Origin of the sequence: Hydrogenovibrio crunogenus, from assembly GCF_004786015.1 — a bacterium.
In the GTDB taxonomy this organism is placed as follows: domain Bacteria; phylum Pseudomonadota; class Gammaproteobacteria; order Thiomicrospirales; family Thiomicrospiraceae; genus Hydrogenovibrio; species Hydrogenovibrio crunogenus.
The window spans coordinates 1,129,540-1,147,812 of the sequence record NZ_CP032096.1 but is presented as its reverse complement, the minus strand read 5'-3'; the positions used below and the strand labels follow the sequence as shown (position 1 = coordinate 1,147,812).

General features: G+C 41.0%; 18 protein-coding genes. 8 read left to right on the top strand and 10 right to left on the bottom strand.

Annotation, left to right across the window (positions count from 1 at the left end):
• Positions 1–52: 52 nt before the first annotated feature.
• Positions 53–1,000, top strand: coding sequence for a ribosome biogenesis GTPase YlqF (gene ylqF, locus GHNINEIG_RS05555; protein ID WP_135795731.1), 948 nt, complete (start codon positions 53–55; stop codon positions 998–1,000).
• Positions 1,001–1,032: 32 nt separating this feature from the next.
• Positions 1,033–1,881: a 23S rRNA (adenine(2030)-N(6))-methyltransferase RlmJ gene (locus GHNINEIG_RS05550; protein ID WP_135795730.1), complete on the top strand. Its 849-nt coding sequence runs from the start codon at positions 1,033–1,035 to the stop codon at positions 1,879–1,881.
• 6 nt (positions 1,882–1,887) lie between these two features.
• On the opposite strand, the gene GHNINEIG_RS05545 is transcribed toward GHNINEIG_RS05550, so the two are convergent.
• From GHNINEIG_RS05545 to GHNINEIG_RS05520, 6 genes are all read right to left on the bottom strand, one after another.
• On the bottom strand, positions 1,888–2,784 hold the full coding sequence (locus tag GHNINEIG_RS05545) for a hypothetical protein (protein WP_135795729.1): 897 nt from the start codon (positions 2,782–2,784) through the stop codon (positions 1,888–1,890).
• A gap of 5 nt (positions 2,785–2,789) precedes the next feature.
• Complete coding sequence (locus GHNINEIG_RS05540; RefSeq protein ID WP_135795728.1) at positions 2,790–3,611, bottom strand: PilZ domain-containing protein; 822 nt, start codon at positions 3,609–3,611, stop codon at positions 2,790–2,792.
• 8 nt (positions 3,612–3,619) lie between these two features.
• Positions 3,620–3,901, bottom strand: coding sequence for a hypothetical protein (locus tag GHNINEIG_RS05535; RefSeq protein ID WP_135795727.1), 282 nt, complete (start codon positions 3,899–3,901; stop codon positions 3,620–3,622).
• Between the two features lie 81 nt (positions 3,902–3,982).
• A complete protein-coding gene (locus GHNINEIG_RS05530) occupies positions 3,983–4,486 on the bottom strand; it encodes a TlpA family protein disulfide reductase (RefSeq protein ID WP_135795726.1) in 504 nt (167 codons plus the stop codon).
• Positions 4,487–4,561: 75 nt separating this feature from the next.
• Complete coding sequence (hda, locus tag GHNINEIG_RS05525; RefSeq protein ID WP_135795725.1) at positions 4,562–5,275, bottom strand: DnaA regulatory inactivator Hda; 714 nt, start codon at positions 5,273–5,275, stop codon at positions 4,562–4,564.
• Between the two features lie 53 nt (positions 5,276–5,328).
• Positions 5,329–6,378: a DUF2066 domain-containing protein gene (locus GHNINEIG_RS05520; protein WP_135795724.1), complete on the bottom strand. Its 1,050-nt coding sequence runs from the start codon at positions 6,376–6,378 to the stop codon at positions 5,329–5,331.
• 221 nt (positions 6,379–6,599) lie between these two features.
• On the opposite strand from GHNINEIG_RS05520, the gene purM reads away from it, so the two are divergent.
• From purM to apbC, 5 genes are all read left to right on the top strand, one after another.
• A complete protein-coding gene (gene purM / locus GHNINEIG_RS05515; protein WP_135795723.1) occupies positions 6,600–7,643 on the top strand; it encodes a phosphoribosylformylglycinamidine cyclo-ligase in 1,044 nt (347 codons plus the stop codon).
• A 109-nt stretch (positions 7,644–7,752) separates the two neighbouring features.
• Positions 7,753–8,385: a phosphoribosylglycinamide formyltransferase gene (gene purN / locus GHNINEIG_RS05510; protein WP_223260944.1), complete on the top strand. Its 633-nt coding sequence runs from the start codon at positions 7,753–7,755 to the stop codon at positions 8,383–8,385.
• A gap of 4 nt (positions 8,386–8,389) precedes the next feature.
• Positions 8,390–9,136 (top strand): DUF3108 domain-containing protein, encoded by a 747-nt coding sequence (locus GHNINEIG_RS05505; RefSeq protein ID WP_135795721.1) that lies wholly within the window; start codon positions 8,390–8,392, stop codon positions 9,134–9,136.
• Positions 9,133–9,756 carry a dCTP deaminase gene (gene dcd / locus GHNINEIG_RS05500; protein WP_135795720.1) on the top strand — a complete coding sequence of 208 codons (624 nt, stop codon included), beginning with the start codon at positions 9,133–9,135 and terminating at the stop codon, positions 9,754–9,756. Before GHNINEIG_RS05505 ends, dcd begins: the two co-directional genes overlap by 4 nt.
• 113 nt (positions 9,757–9,869) lie before the next feature.
• Positions 9,870–10,994: an iron-sulfur cluster carrier protein ApbC gene (apbC, locus tag GHNINEIG_RS05495; RefSeq protein WP_189636935.1), complete on the top strand. Its 1,125-nt coding sequence runs from the start codon at positions 9,870–9,872 to the stop codon at positions 10,992–10,994.
• Between the two features lie 2 nt (positions 10,995–10,996).
• Here apbC and GHNINEIG_RS05490 read toward each other — a convergent pair whose 3' ends face one another.
• From GHNINEIG_RS05490 to GHNINEIG_RS05475, 4 genes are read right to left on the bottom strand one after another with little or no spacing between them, the layout of a single operon-like run.
• A complete protein-coding gene (locus GHNINEIG_RS05490; RefSeq protein ID WP_135795719.1) occupies positions 10,997–12,580 on the bottom strand; it encodes an ATP-binding protein in 1,584 nt (527 codons plus the stop codon).
• 5 nt (positions 12,581–12,585) lie between these two features.
• Complete coding sequence (locus tag GHNINEIG_RS05485; RefSeq protein WP_189636934.1) at positions 12,586–13,845, bottom strand: ATP-binding protein; 1,260 nt, start codon at positions 13,843–13,845, stop codon at positions 12,586–12,588.
• Positions 13,835–15,538 carry a fused response regulator/phosphatase gene (locus GHNINEIG_RS05480; protein WP_135795717.1) on the bottom strand — a complete coding sequence of 568 codons (1,704 nt, stop codon included), beginning with the start codon at positions 15,536–15,538 and terminating at the stop codon, positions 13,835–13,837. Before GHNINEIG_RS05480 ends, GHNINEIG_RS05485 begins: the two co-directional genes overlap by 11 nt.
• Positions 15,539–15,555: 17 nt before the next feature.
• A complete protein-coding gene (locus GHNINEIG_RS05475) occupies positions 15,556–15,858 on the bottom strand; it encodes an STAS domain-containing protein (protein WP_135795716.1) in 303 nt (100 codons plus the stop codon).
• Positions 15,859–16,226: 368 nt separating this feature from the next.
• On the opposite strand from GHNINEIG_RS05475, the gene metG reads away from it, so the two are divergent.
• On the top strand, positions 16,227–18,269 hold the full coding sequence (gene metG, locus GHNINEIG_RS05470) for a methionine--tRNA ligase (protein ID WP_135795715.1): 2,043 nt from the start codon (positions 16,227–16,229) through the stop codon (positions 18,267–18,269).
• Positions 18,270–18,273 lie beyond the last annotated feature (4 nt).

Below are 18,273 nucleotides of genomic sequence, written 5' to 3'. Positions count from 1 at the left end.
CGCTATAATTCTTTTTATTTTGAACGCTTAACCAACTTTCTCAGGAATCACTATGCAAATCCAATGGTATCCCGGCCACATGCACAAGGCACAAAAAGAGATTCGCGAAATCTTGCCACAGGTCGACATGATTATCGAAGTGCTGGATGCTCGTATTCCCTTCAGTAGTGAAAACCCTATGATCGCCAGTCTACGAGGCGATAAACCTACCCTGAAAATATTTAACAAATCCGATTTGGCCGATCCGGCTCAAACCGAAGCTTGGCAAACTTATTTTGAGCAATCAAAAAACATCAAGACCTTAGCGCTGAATGCTCAACAAGCTGACCGGAAAACCCAAGTGTTAGACATCATCAAAAAGATGATTCCTCGCAAAGCCGACTCTGTCAAAGTAATTCATGCCCTAATCATGGGGATTCCAAATGTTGGGAAATCGACTCTAATCAATACCCTTGCCAGTCGCCCGATTGCCAAAACAGGAAATGAGCCCGCGGTGACTAAAATACTCCAACGCATCAAACTGGAAGACGGTATTACATTATTTGACTCACCAGGCATGCTTTGGCCAAACATTGAAAATGAACACTCCGGATATCGTTTGGCGATTACTGGTGGCATTAAAGAAACCGCATTTGAGCTACCGGACATTGCCAGTTATGCTGCAGAATATTTAATGCAAACCTATCCGCAACGCCTATTGGAACGTTATGATTTAGATGAATTGCCCATTCATGACCCTGCGCCGGACGTCGCTTTTCTTGAGCAAATCGGTCGAACTCGTGGCTGCTTGGTCAGTGAAGGACAAGTAAATCTAGATAAAATCTCACGCATATTCATTACTGAAATTCGCGATGGTTTATTGGGGCGCTTAACCCTAGAGACCCCTGATCTAATGGAAGAAGAATGTCGCCAAGTGGAAATACAACGCATCAAAAAAGCGGAAAAAAAACAAGCGCGCCTTGATGCTCGCAAACAAAAGAAAAACAAACGTAACCGCTAAGCACCAATTGTTAGCCTTCTCAAAGGAATTTTATGCTCAGCTATCTGCACTCGTTTCATGCTGGGAATTTTGCTGATGTACTCAAGCACAGTGTCAGCGTCCAAATTTTAAGCTACTTAACACAAAAACCTAAACCGCTTTATTATCTAGACACTCATTCCGGTGCAGGGGCTTTCGCTTTAGAGCAAACAGAAGCACAAAAAAATAAAGAATATGAGAATGGTATCGGTCAATTATGGGAACTCGATCCAAATGCTGAAAACCTGCCAGGCCTGGTCTCTGAATACCTTACGCTTACCCATACTTTCAACCCGGACAATAAGCTAACACGATACCCAGGCTCTCCCTGGTTTGCACAACAACAGCTTCGCGAACAGGATCGGCTCGGATTGTTTGAACTCCACCCCAGAGAACAGGCAACTTTACGACAGAACTTTGCTGGTGACCGACGCATTCATGTTTTTCAAGACGATGGATTTCATGGCTGCATCAGCCAGCTACCGCCTAAAGAAAGGCGTGGTTATGTCTTGATGGACCCGCCTTATGAAGTCAAGCAAGACTACCAAACCGCGGTCAGCAGCTTAATCAAAGCGCATAAGAAATTCACAAACTGTACCTATGCTTTATGGTATCCAATGGTTGATAGATACCGTATTAACGCAATGGAAAAAGCATTTAAAGACAGTGGCATCCGCAACATTCAGTTATTTGAATTAGGGATTAAGAAAGACAGCGAAAAAGGCATGACAGCCAGCGGTATGATTATTATAAACCCTCCTTGGACATTGATGAAAATCATGCAAGAAGGCTTACCATTTTTAAGTAAACAACTCGGTGGTAAACATGGTCATTTCCGTATTGAGCAACTGGTAGCGGAATAACCTCAATCAAAATTGATAATCCAGTTTCAGCCCTCCACCCCAACTCGGCTGGACTTTATACTGATCTTGCCTAATACCTTCACGGTTATAGAAAGCGAACCGATAATCAGCTGAGTAATGGCCGAATACGCCGACTCGCCAGTGAGCATCTGGTTGGAAAGACACCATCACATCGCCCTTCCAACTTTGCAGTTCCACATAGCCTTGCGGTTCAATGCTACTGTCATTTGCCAACTTTGCCATAAACTGTCGATATGAGATTCCACTGCTGACTTTCCACTGCTCGGTCAGTCCATAAGCAACAAACAAACGTGGAAAACCAATAACGGCCGACACCCCCTGCTTGGCATTTGCTCGATAAGATGCTCCGACAATAGGATACAATCGACTTCGAACCGAATGGTAGTTATACATTGCACCCGCTAAGAGTGTGACATCTGAGTGATATTGATACATCACAAAACTGCGCAGGTTCACACTATAAGAATCCTCCATTTCAGCCTCATAAGCGGATGAAGCGCCGATAACATTAATCCAGCGCATTCTATCGTTTAACCGTTTGCCCAGCTTTCCACCAAGTTTCAGTTTATGCAAATGGTTAATGGGTTGATCTTGTCCATTACCAAACGGAAGCTGTTCGGCGTTGTACCAATCCAAATTCCATTGAGTATAACCAAAATAACCAACCGCATTTTGTATCTGGAAGTCATAGAAATGGTCGGAAAACTTACCGTTGGATCCCTGAATGCCACCTTGGTTCAAAAAACCATATTCTAAAGTGACTTTGGGGTCAAAAGGACTTGTCTGGGAGGGAGTATCGGCAATTGATACATTTGAAAGACTGAACCAAAACGGCCATAGCGAAAGCATCCAAGCCAATCGAATAGAATATCGACGCCCCATCGCGATTACTTCTTAAGGTATTCTTGTGCGATTTCCAAAGCTTCTTCTGCGTCTAACCCCTGATGCATAAAATCATAAGCGACTTGTTGTTCTTCACTCAAAAAACGGGTTTCGAAGTCTGAAATCAGGGTTTTCCATGCAAGCTTATCTTGCGGCTCAGCTGGTGTATGTGCCAAAAGCTTTGCCAAGGTTGCAAAAGCAATGGTGCTTTCATTCATTTTCCCTAGATACTGCTTAAAATCTTCAAACTCTTCTTTTAAATCTTGTAACTTCATATCTGATGATTGTGTACTGGCAAAGATCGACTCTACCGATTGTACAAAGCGTGCCACTTCTTGTTGGTTCGACTCTGATTGAGACACCGCCAAGTTGAGAGCCATACTCGCTTCTTGAAAGTCCGATTCATCGGTTGATAATTCAGAACCATCTTCCATAAAATTAAATTCAGACAGCTTTGAAGTTTCCATGGAAACTAAGGCTGTTTCTGCATCGGTCATCACCAAGCGGTGATGTGCCAATAATTGATTACTGGTAACATGAGAAATATGACAACCGCAAAGATACTTGCCGCTATCATCAGGTCGTAAATGAATCACTTCGACCCCTTCCAAACAATAGACTTCATCTGTCTGTTCGTTTTTGATTCGTAAGCTTAGGCGTTGCTGCGGTAAAAATAGATCTGGATCATCAATAAAGAACCCTAACCCGGTCAGGTTTACATCAGCCCCTTCAAAAGCGGCTGAAAAAGTTTCATCTTCATGATTCGTCACCTGAAAAGGCCGCACAAACCGCGAGGACTGTCTTTGTTCAAGATCCATTTGAATCATAAACGCAATTACCTTTGACTCTTTTTAGCAATCTGTTTTTGATAGCCCAAAGCTTCACAGTCCGCTTGTGGAATCCAACCTAAACAACTCCTGACTTTTAATGACTGGTAATTACGCAGGATCGGCATGATCGTGACAATCCCCCATAATATTTGATACCAACGCCATCCAATCGCAGAAGGCTGTTTGGCCCACCAGAGGTTGTTCACGCCAAAATGTTGTGTTTTAAAAATTAGATGAATGGCGAGTCGCCAATACTTTATGCCGAAGCGAATTTGTGTTGTATTCATAGCGCCCTATTCTAACATAACGAAAATATTCAACGGATAGGGCGAAAAGCAGCCTTAACTTGCCTTTCATCCCATTTAAACTTACTTCGTATTATTGAATTTTTTAATAAAATCTTCTAGCATTTTTTGATCCACCATACCGGTTCTGGCAGCAACAACTTCTCCTTTTGGAGAGATCATATAGGTTGTCGGCAATCCTCTCAAAGGACCAAAGTAAGTGTTCTTGCCATCCAGTTTCCCAACTTGTCTGACAATCGGAAATTTAATCATTTCCTGATCCAAGAATTTTTGCACAACACTCGTATCGACATCTTCATAATTCACGCCCAAAACAATTGCATCATTGTTTTTGTGCGCATCATGAAAAAAACCTAGCTCAGGCATTTCCACTCTGCAAGGCGGACACCAGGTTGCCCAATAGTTCACAACAACCCACTTGCCTCGAAAATCCGACAATTTAACGGTTTCCCCTTTAAGGGTTTTAAATTCAAAATCGACTGCGGCTTGCGCTGCAAAACTTCCGACAACCAATACGATCGCAAGGAAAGATTGAATAAGTTTGGCTTGTAAAGATGATTGCGTCATTCTGTATCCTTCTTTTGTATCATCAACGCTTTAGTGCATTGAAACAATCTATGTTAGTGAGTTGTTTATTTAAAACTATGAATGCTTCGTTAATATCTGCTTCACAAATGGTAACGTCATGCGTCGCTTTTCAACAAACGTGGCCTGTTCTAAAATTCTTAACACCGATAACAGTTCCTGTAAATCCGTCGAAAACTGTTTAATCAAATAATTCCCGACCTCCAACGGTAGTTCAAAACCGAGTTTGAGAGCATGTCTTTGCATCGCTAAAACAATATCAGATTTATTGGTTAATGGTTTAAGTGTAATTGGAAGAACCGACATCATTGCATGCGTTAATTCCGTTGTTGCAATAGGCCAGTTTCCGGCAGGCGTTGTTCCCGACAATACGACTTTATGACCAAGCTCTTTAGAACGCATCAACAAGCTCGTTAGTGCATGTTCCCACTCTGGTTGTCCGATAATCTTCTCGACATCATCCAAGCACACTAATAACGTCTGTTCCAGTCCATTCAACACATCAGGAATTAAAGGTAAACTGTCATCCCCTAGTGGCAAATAGACACTGGAAGATTTCTTTTCCGTCATAAAACGACAGGCTGCTTGCAAGATATGAGTCTTACCAGAACCTGATTCTCCTTGAAAATAGAAAGCCTCACCGTTATTACTTTTCAACAATGTCTGTTGAAAGCGGTTTAACGCCAGAACCACACCTTCTTCTTCAGCAATAAACGTATCAAAACAGACTTCTTCTCTTAACCCTATCTTTAAAGGCAGTTGTACAAACACACACTCTTCCTAACTAAGTTGGTGGGCTGACGAATATTCAACCCTATATTGTTTTATAACCACTTGGCAATCACTTGACCAATCACAGCATCATCTTGGATCAATTGCAAATCATCTATTTTTTGCAAATGTTCCAAAAGGCGATTGTAATCGCCTTGATAGACAATCTCAAAAATGGCTTGTTTCTCTGAAACAGATGATAAACGGGCTTGGTGCACAATCGGTTTTAAATTAATCAATGCCTCTTCTGCCTTTGTCAGTCGTTCAACCGAAGTCATATCTTTAACCACTAAAGTCAAAGACCCTAAAAATTCAGCTTGTTCTCGATAAGATGCTGAATAAGCCTGCATCAATTGCTGTAACGTTGTTTCAAAATAGACACTTGGTGAACTGCCTGAGGCCTCTGCCTGCATCAGACTTTGACCATTGCGATTAAACAACTGCCACTTGAATCGCTCAGAACCATCCATGTCAGAAATCACTTGAAAGCTAAGCAGATAAACCGCATCCGTCCCTTGCAACAAATCCGGAATACGCGGATTGAATCCGTCGGTTGAATCAGGATAAATCCACTGTCCTTGGTTTGCCGGTATCTCGAAAGGCAGCCCTAACTGATTTGCTTTATTTCTAAAATCCAGCTTGGGTGAATAGCTTAAATTTTGTCGATTAAGTTTCACCAACGTGCCAGCAATCAATTGAGACCCCATCACATATGTCACAGGACGGTTCACATAAGGCCAGATCACCAACCCTTGTTTTTGGAAATAATCATAAAAACGTTCTTGATCAAACTCAAACACTAAAAAAGTGCCGACTCTAACACCATCTTGTTCGTAAGGTTCATATCGATAACTTTTCAACCAGGCTTTAGGGGTTTGAATAAAGGTTTGTGCCTCAGGCTGAAGAATGAATTCCGGGTTGCCTGTTAAACGAACCAGTTCGATTTTAATGGCATCTAATAAACTGTCATCGAGACTTTTTTTACTGTCTGCCGCTTCATTTTGCAAAATACGAACATCAAATAAATCCGTCTTCGGATCGGCATAACCATAAACCGTATGCGTTATCAGCATAAAAAATACAATTGAGACAAAACTTCTCATATCTACCTCATCATTTTTGGTTACAATATAGTATCCGATTTTGCTGTAAAACTCTGGTTAATTCAAAATGGGTTTGGGTAATAAATACCAAATGATTGCTTTAAAGATATTCTACTTTGATTGAAATCCTTTAATGCATTGAATTCATTTTGAATGCGCCTTTGAAATACCAATAGGCAATAATTTTCATTTAAATTTAAGTAAGTTTTTAAATTCCTCTTATGACGACAAATAACCAATCTATAAGCTACAAAGATGCTGGTGTTGATATTGACGCTGGTAACGCCCTTGTTGAAGCCATCAAGCCTATCGCAAAAGCAACCGCCAGACCAGAAGTCTCAACTTCCTTAGGAGGGTTTGGTGCACTTTTTGAACTTCCTATGGATAAATATAAAAACCCTTTATTGGTTTCAGGAACAGATGGTGTCGGCACCAAGCTTCGTCTAGCCATCGAAAGCGGCAAGCATGATCAGGTTGGGATTGATTTGGTGGCCATGTGCGTTAACGATCTGATCGTACAAGGCGCAGAACCTCTTTTCTTTCTAGATTATTACGCTACCGGCAAACTGGATATTTATACCGCTCGAGACGTGGTCGCCGGTATTGGTGAAGGGTGTCAGCAATCTGGTTGCGCATTAATTGGCGGAGAAACAGCTGAAATGCCAGGCATGTACCCTGATGGCGATTATGATTTAGCTGGCTTCTGTGTTGGTATTGTTGAAAAGGCGGACTTAATCGATGGTACAAAAGTCAAAGCGGGAGACGTATTACTGGGGCTAGCCTCTTCAGGACCTCATTCCAATGGTTACTCCTTAATTCGAAAAATCATTGAAGTAAATGCTGCGAATCTGAATGACGATTGCGATGGACAGCCTTTAATTGATGCTTTAATGGCTCCAACACGAATTTATGTTAAGTCGATCCTGGCATTAATGAAACAAATCGAAATCCATGCGATCTCTCACATTACCGGAGGCGGGTTACTCGAAAACCTACCGCGTGTTATGCCAAACAACACTAAGGCAAAAATTGATACCAAAACCTGGAATCGTCCGGCAGTATTTGATTGGATTCAAACACACGGGAATGTTGAGTTCCATGAAATGCACCGTACCTTAAACTGCGGTATCGGCATGGTTGTCGTTGTGGATGAGAAAGACCAACAAGCCGCTATTGATGCGTTAACCGCACAGGGTGAAGTGGTTTCAGTCATCGGTAAAATCGAAAGCAGCGACACAGAAACCCCAGAAGTCGATTTAGTTTAATTTTGTCATTCTGGGAGCCAAAGCTTATCTCTTCATGGCTTCCAGAAAAGACAATCTCTATTATGCATTCCCATTTAAGCGTTAACTCTCATAACTCATGACTACTAAAATGCGTATCGCTGTTTTAATTTCAGGCAAAGGCTCAAACCTACAGGCTTTGATCGATCAAGCCGATCAAGCGCAATATGAAATCGGTCTAGTGTTATCAAACCGCCCTCATGCAGAGGGTCTTCAAAAGGCTAAAAAAGCAGGGATACCGACGGCCATATTAGATCATGCTCAATTTGATTCTCGAGAAGCCTTTGATACGGCGATGATCCAAATCATCGACAGCCATAAAATCGAAGCTGTTATTCTCGCGGGGTTTATGCGCATTCTAACCCCGATCTTCACAGACCACTTTTTAGGCAGAATGCTCAATATCCACCCTTCTCTTCTCCCTAAATACCCAGGCTTGAACACCCATCAACGTGCATTAGAGGCTCATGATAAAGAACATGGACTCAGCATTCATTTTGTCACCTCCGAGTTAGATGGAGGGCCTGTCATCCTTCAGGCAAAAATAGCGATCACCCAAGACGATACGATTGATTCTTTACAGAAAAAAGTCCAAGTCCAAGAACATATCGCCTACCCTTTAGTGACAAATTGGCTTGCCAGTGGCGACCTAATGTTTAAAAATAACCAGGTCTGGTATAAAAATACCCCTCTTACAACACCGATACAATTAACGGAGCTGTAATACCATGAGCTGGTCAAATGACACCCTCTCCTCTATTAAACCTAAAATCATGGCCTTCTTTTTGATGACCATATGGTCACCTGTTACGCTAGCTGAACAGCTACCAGACTTTAATGCCAGTTTTGATATTCGAGTACTCGGTTTCCACATTGGTGAAGCCCACCAAGAAATGACATGCCAAGGCTCCGAGTGCTTGCTAACCAGCAAAGCGGAACCCCCCGGTTGGGCACGTCAATTTATCAATGAATCCGCTATTGAAAAAATATGTCTAAAACAAACGAATGACCAGCTTAAATGGCTAGAGTATAAAAAGTTCCTAACACGCTATTATGATGATAAAACCATCCATAAAACCTATACATTAGTGCGTAAAGAAAAACTTAATAAAGTCGAATACATTGAAAAAAACAAGTCTTGGCCAAACCAAAAACACCTGTATGATGTCATCTCAATGGCTTACGGAATCCAGTTCCAGGTTCTCAATAAAAAACCACTGACTAATCTTTATTTACAAGATGATAAAATCCAACAAAAAATGAACTTCACCGCGAAAAATGAAGACGATGAAATCGACTTACCTTTTCAAGACGAAGCACAAACAAAACTTTTTGCCTTTCATAATGGTAAAATTGATGCCCAATTGTGGCTAATGCCAAAACTTAACTACTTTCCGGTTCGAATCATCATCTTAAACAAAGAAGAAGATCGAAAAATCGAACTGGAACTTAATCATAAGCCGACACTCAAATGAAATTAAGCGATAGAGATATTATTCAACACTTAAAAATTGGTAAGATTGGAATTGATCCCATGCCTGAACAGCATAAGATTAAAGGCATCAGTGTTGACTTACGTTTAGCCAATAAATTCCGCGTGTTCAATGATCATACTGCGCCTTTTATCGACTTAAGCGGCGCCTCGGATGAAATGCAGAAAATGATGGACATCATTATGGGCGATGAAGTGGTCATTGAAGAAGGACAAGCTTTTTTCCTGCACCCTGGAGAGCTGGCATTGGCTTCTACATTTGAATCGGTTTCTATCCCTGACGACCTTGTTGGTTGGCTTGACGGTCGATCCAGTTTAGCGAGATTGGGATTAATGGTTCATGTCACTGCGCATCGAATCGACCCCGGCTGGCAAGGGCAAATTGTTCTGGAAATATTCAACAGTGGAAAATTGCCTCTGGCACTGCGACCAGGAATGGATATTTGCGCCATTAACTTTGAAACGCTATCCAGTGCAGCAATAAAACCTTACAACAAACGTGCCGACGCAAAATACCGAAACCAAAAAGGACCAACAGCCAGCCGCATCACGCAAGATCAGGCATCACATCAAGACGAAAGACAACTCGACTTACTCTCTTAATACCCCTTCTTTTATTAACGTAGAGTTTGACGACTCCCTTGTTTTCCCCTATTAAATGAGCAAAATTGACCAGGCCTGGTCAATTTTGTGACCGACTGTTTACGGAGACCCATATGAGCATTCTTAAAAAATTATTTGGTAATGGCATTTCAGAGTCTTTGCAAGAAGCCATCACCAACGCTATTACGGATTTAGCAATTGAACCTTTTGAAGCAGGCGCCTTAAATTCAAAAAACATTGAATCGGCTGAAATGAAGAAAGGACACTTAAAGCTCTCTCTTGCTCTCCCATTTCCAGCAAAAAGCATGTGGCCCGCATTTGATCAAGCATTACAGGATAGTTTATTAAAACTGGAAGGGGTTGAAAGTGTATCCATCGACTTCACAACACGCATTCAAGCTCATGAAGTACAAGGTAACACGACCCCTTTGAAAGGCGTCAAAAACATTATCGCGGTCGCATCCGGTAAAGGTGGGGTTGGAAAATCCACTACCAGCGTCAACTTAGCATTGGCTTTGCAGCAGGAAGGAGCTCACGTCGGAGTATTGGATGCCGACATTTATGGTCCAAGCATTCCGACAATGCTAGGAGTTCACAATAAGCCTGAAACCAAAGACGGTAAAAGTATGGAACCAATCTCCGCTTATGGTTTACAACTCATGTCCATTGGCTTCTTAATCAATCCGGATGACCCAATGATCTGGCGAGGCCCCATTGTAACCTCTACCTTGACGCAACTGCTCAACGAAACCAACTGGCAGGATTTGGATTACCTTATCATCGACTTACCTCCGGGAACAGGAGATGTGCAATTGACTTTGTCGCAACAGATTCCTGTAACCGGCTCCATCATCGTTACCACACCACAAGAAGTGGCATTAATTGATGCCCGTAAAGGCTTACGAATGTTTGAAAAAGTGAACATTCCTGTTCTAGGTGTGGTTGAAAATATGGGTACACACATCTGTAGTCAATGCGGGCACGAAGAAGCTATTTTTGGCGAACATGGTGGGGAACGTCTTGCTGAAAAGCATCAGGTAAAATTTTTAGGCGCTTTACCACTTAACAGCAAAATTAGACAACAAGCTGATGAAGGCAAACCAACCGTCGTAGCTGAACCAGCTGGCGACATTACATTAAAATATCGTCATATCGCTTACTCTGTTACCAGTCAGATCGCTTTAAAACGCCGTAACTTCAGTTCAGCGTTCCCTAACATTGTGGTAGAGAACTCTTAAAATTAAATTTCAGATAGGCTTATTGGAAAAGTTAAAGTAAAACATGCGCCATTGTCTTTGGATGATGTTACTTCAACTTTTCCACCGCTCTTATTCATGAAGTTGGCTACTGAGTGCAAACCATGCCCAGAACCTCCCGCTTTCGTGGTATAGCCATAATTAAATATCTCTGTTAAATTTGACATTTCCACCCCGCCTCCTGAGTCCTGGACACTCAATAGCACTTCACTTTCCGTTTGACATGTTTGCAAGGTAATCTGACGAATCTCCTTAGCTGAAACTTCAATCGCCTCCACAGCATTTTTAATCAAATTCAATAGTGCTTGATGTAACTGATTATGGGAAAGTTTCAAAAAAATTGAGGGGTCGGTATTTAACACCTGAATATTAATCTGCTTCTCATTCAGCAAAGCTTGACTCGATAGAACCACTTCCTGAATAAGGTTATATAAATTGATCACTTCCTTGGCGCTTTCAACGGGTAAGATCTGTTGTTTCGTCCCCACCGCATCAATTAATAACGCCAAATCATTTTTCAAGGCAAGCGTGGTTTTTGAAAAATGCTTATCTAATATAAAATGACAACTATTTTCAATGGCTTCAATGAAATTATAAGAGGTTTCAACGGGTAAACTTAGTGACTGCTTTTCTTCACACCAACGTTCTATATAATTGGCTACGCCTTTAAGCTGTTCAACGCCAGACGCTAACACGCCATAAGTCGCATTCATACTGTTTAACGTATTACCGATATCATGAATCAAATCACTCTTGGCTTTCAGTATCCCTTCTTGGTAGTTCTCATACTGAAGTCGTCGAGCAAATTGCTTTTGCTCGGTAATGTCTTTACCAACAAAATAAAAAAAACTGCCATTTTCTTCTTTAATTTTTTTAACTTGAGCAAAAGCCCATCTTTGTTTTCCCTCGTTATCAAAATAACGCGTTTCACCGGAAAATGTTTCAAAATATTGAACAATGCCCGAACCATCATTAGACCACAACACAATATCATGAATAGAGGTACCTAATACCTCGGCATTACGCCACCCCATCTCCTTAGTACCATGTGGGTTAATACTGATTATGTGTCCTTCCAAGTCGAACTTAATGACACTCAAAAGATTATTAAATAGTTTGCCGCGTACATCGAGTTTCTGTTGAACCGTCTCAAGCTGATCCGACTTTTTTGCAATTTCTGATTGCAAGTCTGCCAACCGAGCAATCTGAATTTCGGCTTGTTTTAACAATACATATTCAGGCTTTTCGTCAAGAATCACCACTTGATTCTTCATTGCTTTCTGCAACTTTATTAACAACTCTTCATTCAAACCAGAACAGCAAACCAGATAAAATAATTTAGGATTCACTTCATGCAATCGCTTCAGAAATGATTCAACATCCGATTTAGAAAACACCGATTCATCAATGAAAACCAAGCGATATGACTGCTTTTTACCGGTACCGCTTTTTACCAGCTCAAGCAAATCCGAAAAACTGTCACACACTGTCAGATTATCGGTATCATTTTGTTCAAAGTACGTTAAGAAATAAGGCTCTTTTGTTAATGCAAGAACATTTTTTTGCATAACGCTCACGCCATATCAACCCGAAAAGGAAAGTGTAAAACAACCTCCGCGCCTTGGTCTCTTCCGGCACTGTCAAATAACACATCACCTGATACCCTATCAATAAACTGTTGAACAAGAGTGAGACCAACTCCAGACCCTTCTTTTTTACTTGAATACCCTTCTTTAAACACCTTTTTAAGATCCGGTTCATTAACGCCAAGCCCGTTATCACTCAATCGTATCGTGACAAACTTGCTTTCACTGTGATTAGCCTTTTCAATCACTAACCGAACTTTCCCTTTAAAACCTGGGCGTTTAAGAGCTTTTGCAAATACTGAGTCCAAGGCGTTTCGAATAACCGAACTGATGGCCAATATTAAACAACTATAAGGTAATTGAAATGAAACCTCTTGGTCTAAATGGCATTCAATTTCAAATTCAATATGCTCTGGTAAAGCATTGAGTTCCGGCATCAAACTTAAAATATAATTCACTAAATCTTTTACTGAAAAAACCATCACTTTGTCTGAAGACATCGAAAGGCGTTGCAAAGAACTGACCATCTGAGATAGCAACTGAGCTTCACCAAAAATTGTTTGCGTGATTTGTTTGTAAGCCGACCTTTGTTCCGGTAAAACATCGAACTCTTTATTTAAATAGGAAATCAACCCAGCTTGTGCATTCACATTATCCGCCAGAATTGCCAAAAGCGAATTGGATACTTCATACATAGAGGCTTCAAACAGGTTTTGTTTAACCTTATGCCCTAACGTCTGTGTTATCTGCTCAATATAACGATCTTTATCCCAAGCCCGCACAAAATTGAGCGCCATCTGCTCAATTTCTTCACTTTGGAACGGTTTACGCACAAAAAGTACATTCTCTTGTAAAGACTGAGTAATTTCGAACAAATCAAAATCCGAATATGCTGTTACCATAACAATATAGACACGCGGATCTATCTCTCGAATTTTCTTCGCAGCATCTAAACCATTCATACCCGGAGGCATACGAACATCGATAAAAGCCACCTTAATGGGTTTTTCTTCCGCTAAAGAAGCCGATACTTTTTCAATCGCTTCCTCCCCTTGCAGGGCCGTCACTAGTTGAAGTCCTCCTAACAAGAGAGCACTAGAATGAGTATCATTTTCTTCCTGATGTTCCGTATCAGAAAAAAACGATCCTAAAGTATTCACTGGCTGATTATCATCCAACTTAAACAGAGATTTATAGGCCTCTATTTGTCTGACATCATCATCCACGACCAAAATTTTATGAGGCATATTGACCATTCCCCCATTCATAAACCGCTTCAACCTGAGCGCCGCCTTTCTCAAAATAAAAGCCCTTACAAAGCGACTGAATAATCTTAATTCCTCTTCCAAAGAAAGCCTTATCCGATATGCGTTTCTCTACTTCTAAGTCGACTTTTCCCTTCCCGCTATGAGAAACAATAAAGTGCATATTTCCTTTCTGTGCTGAAAGAGCCACATGTTTAATCTGAATAATAATTTCACCACTTTCAAGGCCGCTTAAAGCGCGTTTTCTTTGCTTAACGTACTCAAAAAAACCATTCTCTTGCTGTTTTATAGTCGAATCCAACTGCAATAGACCATGTTCCAACGCATTGTTAAATAATTCACTTAAAATGATGTGAAAATCTTCTTTAAAGTTCACTAACGACTGAATGCCCATCATCGCATCTATGATAGATTCAATCGGGTTATCATTTTGCTTTAGAACATTTGCACTTAAACAATAAGACAGGCTCCAGTCCGCTGGCGCAGGAATCTTTTCAGAGACCACTTCAGCAATTTCGTTGGATTCAGCTTTGAATATTTCATCCACATCCAATTTGATAATACTGACATCATCTAAAAAAGGTTCATGGCTACAAAAATTTTGGCTGTCATGCACTAAAAGCTCTATATCTAGTGCATCTGTATTCAGAAGCGCATCAATTAAACGAGACAAGCCAAACAGTTCGCCATCACAGTTCATGGCCTCAACCACACCATCCGTATACAAAATGAACTGTTCACGCCCTCTTAAATTTACCTCCGTTAACTCTATTCCTAACAAGTCACTGGCAATGACTCCTAAAGGAACGCAAGTAGACTGGTACTGTATGACTTCACGGGTTTTCTCATCGATCATGATTAAAGGTTGCATTCCCGCATTAAGCAATTTAGCCGTTTGATGTCTTGGAGAAACTTGCACAACTGTGCAACTAAAGAAGACATGTACCGGCAAAATCAATAAAAGTTTTTCATTAATGACGGACACTATTTCTTTAAGCGTTCGGCCTTTTCGAACCATGGAATAGAACACTTCTGCTACCGGAATCGCTCCAATCGATGCAGGGAGTCCATGCCCAGTGAAATCGCCTAATAAAGTCACCACATTTCCTGCGGGCGAAATGGAAGATAAAAACACATCTCCATTAAAGATGGACGCTGAAGAGATATGCGTTTTGAGCCCAGGTACTTCTTTTCTTGGCCCATGCACAAACTTTTCAAAAATACGTTCAGCCGACTTATGCTCTAACTCTAAACTGGAATGCAAACTAGACACCAGTTCTTTAGAATTTTTTAAATCATTATAAAAGTCCAAATTGCGTAGCAAAGAAGCGACCTTGGCGAGAAAGAGTTTTTCAGGGTAAGGTTTTTGCAAGAAATCGTCAGCACCGGCTTCTAGAATTTCTTGAATGGATTCCGGGCTGGTCGCATTAGTGACAACAAAGATCGGGTAGAACGTTTCTTCTGTCAGGGATTTAATTTCTGAAACTAATGATTCGCCTGATAGTAATGGCAACTCAATTTCGGTAATGATGAGATTAGGATGAATCTGGTTAAATTGATTAAGAGCTTCTTCTCCATCTTTGGCTTCAAAGACTTGATAACCTGCTCTTTCAAGTGTCAGTTTTAGATAAAGTCGATTAGAATAGGACGGATCAACAACTAGAATACGAATCATAACGCGAAAGAGCGAAATTATGAATTAATAGTGAAAAGTTGATCAAACTTCGCATCACATAAAATTTTCATCACTGAATCATTAACATTGATGAATTCCACTTTTGAAGATTGCCCGCCCAGTTTTTCTCGCAGTAGCAACATCATACCTAAGGCTGAACTATCCATGTATGTGGCTTTTGACAAATCGATCACAAATTTAGAGCTGGTTTCCAAGTTGTCATTCAGTGCCTTATTGAAGTCATCATAACAACCGATGTCAAAATTACCTTCAACATAAATATGGACGGCATCTTCAGTCACCCGACTCATTAAACTCATTCCCCCACCTCCGGCAGCCCGTAAATCATTTTTTGTTTTCTTTAAACTATGAACAAATTATTGAATTCATCATAATTTATCATATTTAAACATACTAAAAACATAACTCATATGAAATTTTACCCTTATTTCTTAGTCAAGTTTAGGGTAATCCCATAAAAATTATGTATGTTCTACAAAACAAAATTGCCTTACAATTTTAGACACCTCAAAATATTGGTTTTGAAGCGTCTCGCGATTTGATGAAAACTCGACATTTTTCATACAAATTTGACAAAAAAATTCCCAGATTCACTCGGATTACACAAGCTAAAACCTTCAAAAAAGCTTATAATTGTGCGATTGATTTTTGGACTTAGAGTATAAAAATGAGCAATACGAGAAAAATATTAATTACCAGTGCACTGCCTTACGCCAATGGCCCGATCCATTTAGGTCATTTAGTGGAATATATTCAAACAGACATCTGGTCTCGCTTCCAAAAAATGCGTGGTCATGAATGCTACTATGTTTGTGCTGATGATGCGCACGGCACGCCAATCATGTTGCGAGCGCAGGCTGAGGGTATCGACCCTGAGGATCTCATTGCGCGAATTTCTGAAGAACACCAAACCGACTTTGCTGGCTTTAATATTAACTTTGATTTTTATCACAGCACGAATTCACCAGAAAACAAACATTTCGCCAGCTACATTTATACTCAACTCAAAGAACAAAATCACATCAGTCGCAAGACCATCAAGCAGTTCTACGATCCGGAAAAAAAGATGTTCTTACCGGACCGTTTCATTAAAGGCACCTGCCCGAAATGTAAAACGGAAGACCAATATGGTGATAACTGTGAAGCCTGCGGGGCAACCTATAGCCCAACTGACTTGCTAAACCCGAAGTCTGCGGTATCCGGCGCAACACCAGTAGAAAAAGAAACCGACCACCTTTTCTTCGAATTGTCCCATTTTGAAGACATGCTTAAAGGATGGACACACCAAGGTCACTTACAGACTCAAATTGCCAACAAATTGGATGAGTGGTTTGAATCGGGATTGCGTGCTTGGGACATATCACGCGATGCGCCTTATTTCGGGTTTGAAATTCCTGGCGAAAAAGACAAATTTTTCTATGTCTGGCTCGATGCACCTGTTGGTTACATGGCAAGCTTTAAAGCCCTTTGTGACAAAACCGGATTAGATTTTGATGAATTTTGGAAAGCCGACTCCACCACGGAACTTTACCACTTTATCGGGAAAGACATTATTTATTTCCATGCGCTTTTCTGGCCAGCCATGTTATCAGGCGCCGGCTTTAGAACGCCTAACGCGATTTTTTCACATGGTTTCTTAACGGTCGATGGTCAAAAGATGTCTAAGTCACGTGGCACCTTTATTATGGCAAAAACGTATTTGGATCATCTAAACCCTGAATATTTACGTTACTACTTTGCAGCCAAATTAAATAGTCGTATTGATGACATTGACCTAAGCTTGGAAGACTTTGCACAACGTGTTAACTCTGATCTTGTCGGGAAAGTGGTAAACATCGCCAGCCGTTGTGCCGGCTTTGTCGTTAAGAAATTCGATGGCAAATTGAGCCAGGCCTGGTCAGATTCTGCTTCAACGCTTTATCAAAGCTTCATCGATAAGTCTGAAACAATCGCTAACCTATATGAACAACGCGAATATGCCCAAGCCATGCGTGAAATCATGGCATTGGCTGACAAAGCGAATGAATATATTGATGAAACTGCACCTTGGGTTTTAGCCAAACAGGAAGGTAAAGAGGCAGAGTTGTATGAATCTGTCAGCTTAGGCATCAACTTGTTCAGGGTGTTAATCACTTACTTAGCGCCGGTCATCCCCACCACGGCGGAAAAGGCTCAAGCGTTCTTACAAGTTGACACCTTAAATTGGAAAGACATTAGCACCCCTTTGAAAAATCATGAAATCACCAAATTCAAAGCCTTAATGACACGGGTTGAAATGGAAGCCATTGAAAAAATGACCGACGCCTCAAAGCAAGATATGAAAAAAATGCCTCCGATGAAACCGGAAATCAAAGAAGAAGCTTCGGATCTAGACCCTATTGCGGATGAAATCACCTTTGATGAGTTCGCTAAGGTCGACTTCCGCATTGCCAAAATCGTCAATGCAGAACAGGTTCCCGAAGCCGACAAACTCATTAAACTGACACTGGATATCGGCTTGGGAGAGCGCCAGGTATTTGCTGGCATTAAATCCGCTTACAAGCCTGAAGAGTTAGTGGGTAAATTGACCGTGATGGTCGCCAACTTAAAACCTAGAAAAATGCGCTTTGGCTTATCAGAAGGTATGGTTTTAGCTGCTGGCCCAGGCGGTAAGGATTTATTCTTACTTAACCCTGATGAAGGTGCTCAGCCAGGTATGAGAGTTAAATAATTTA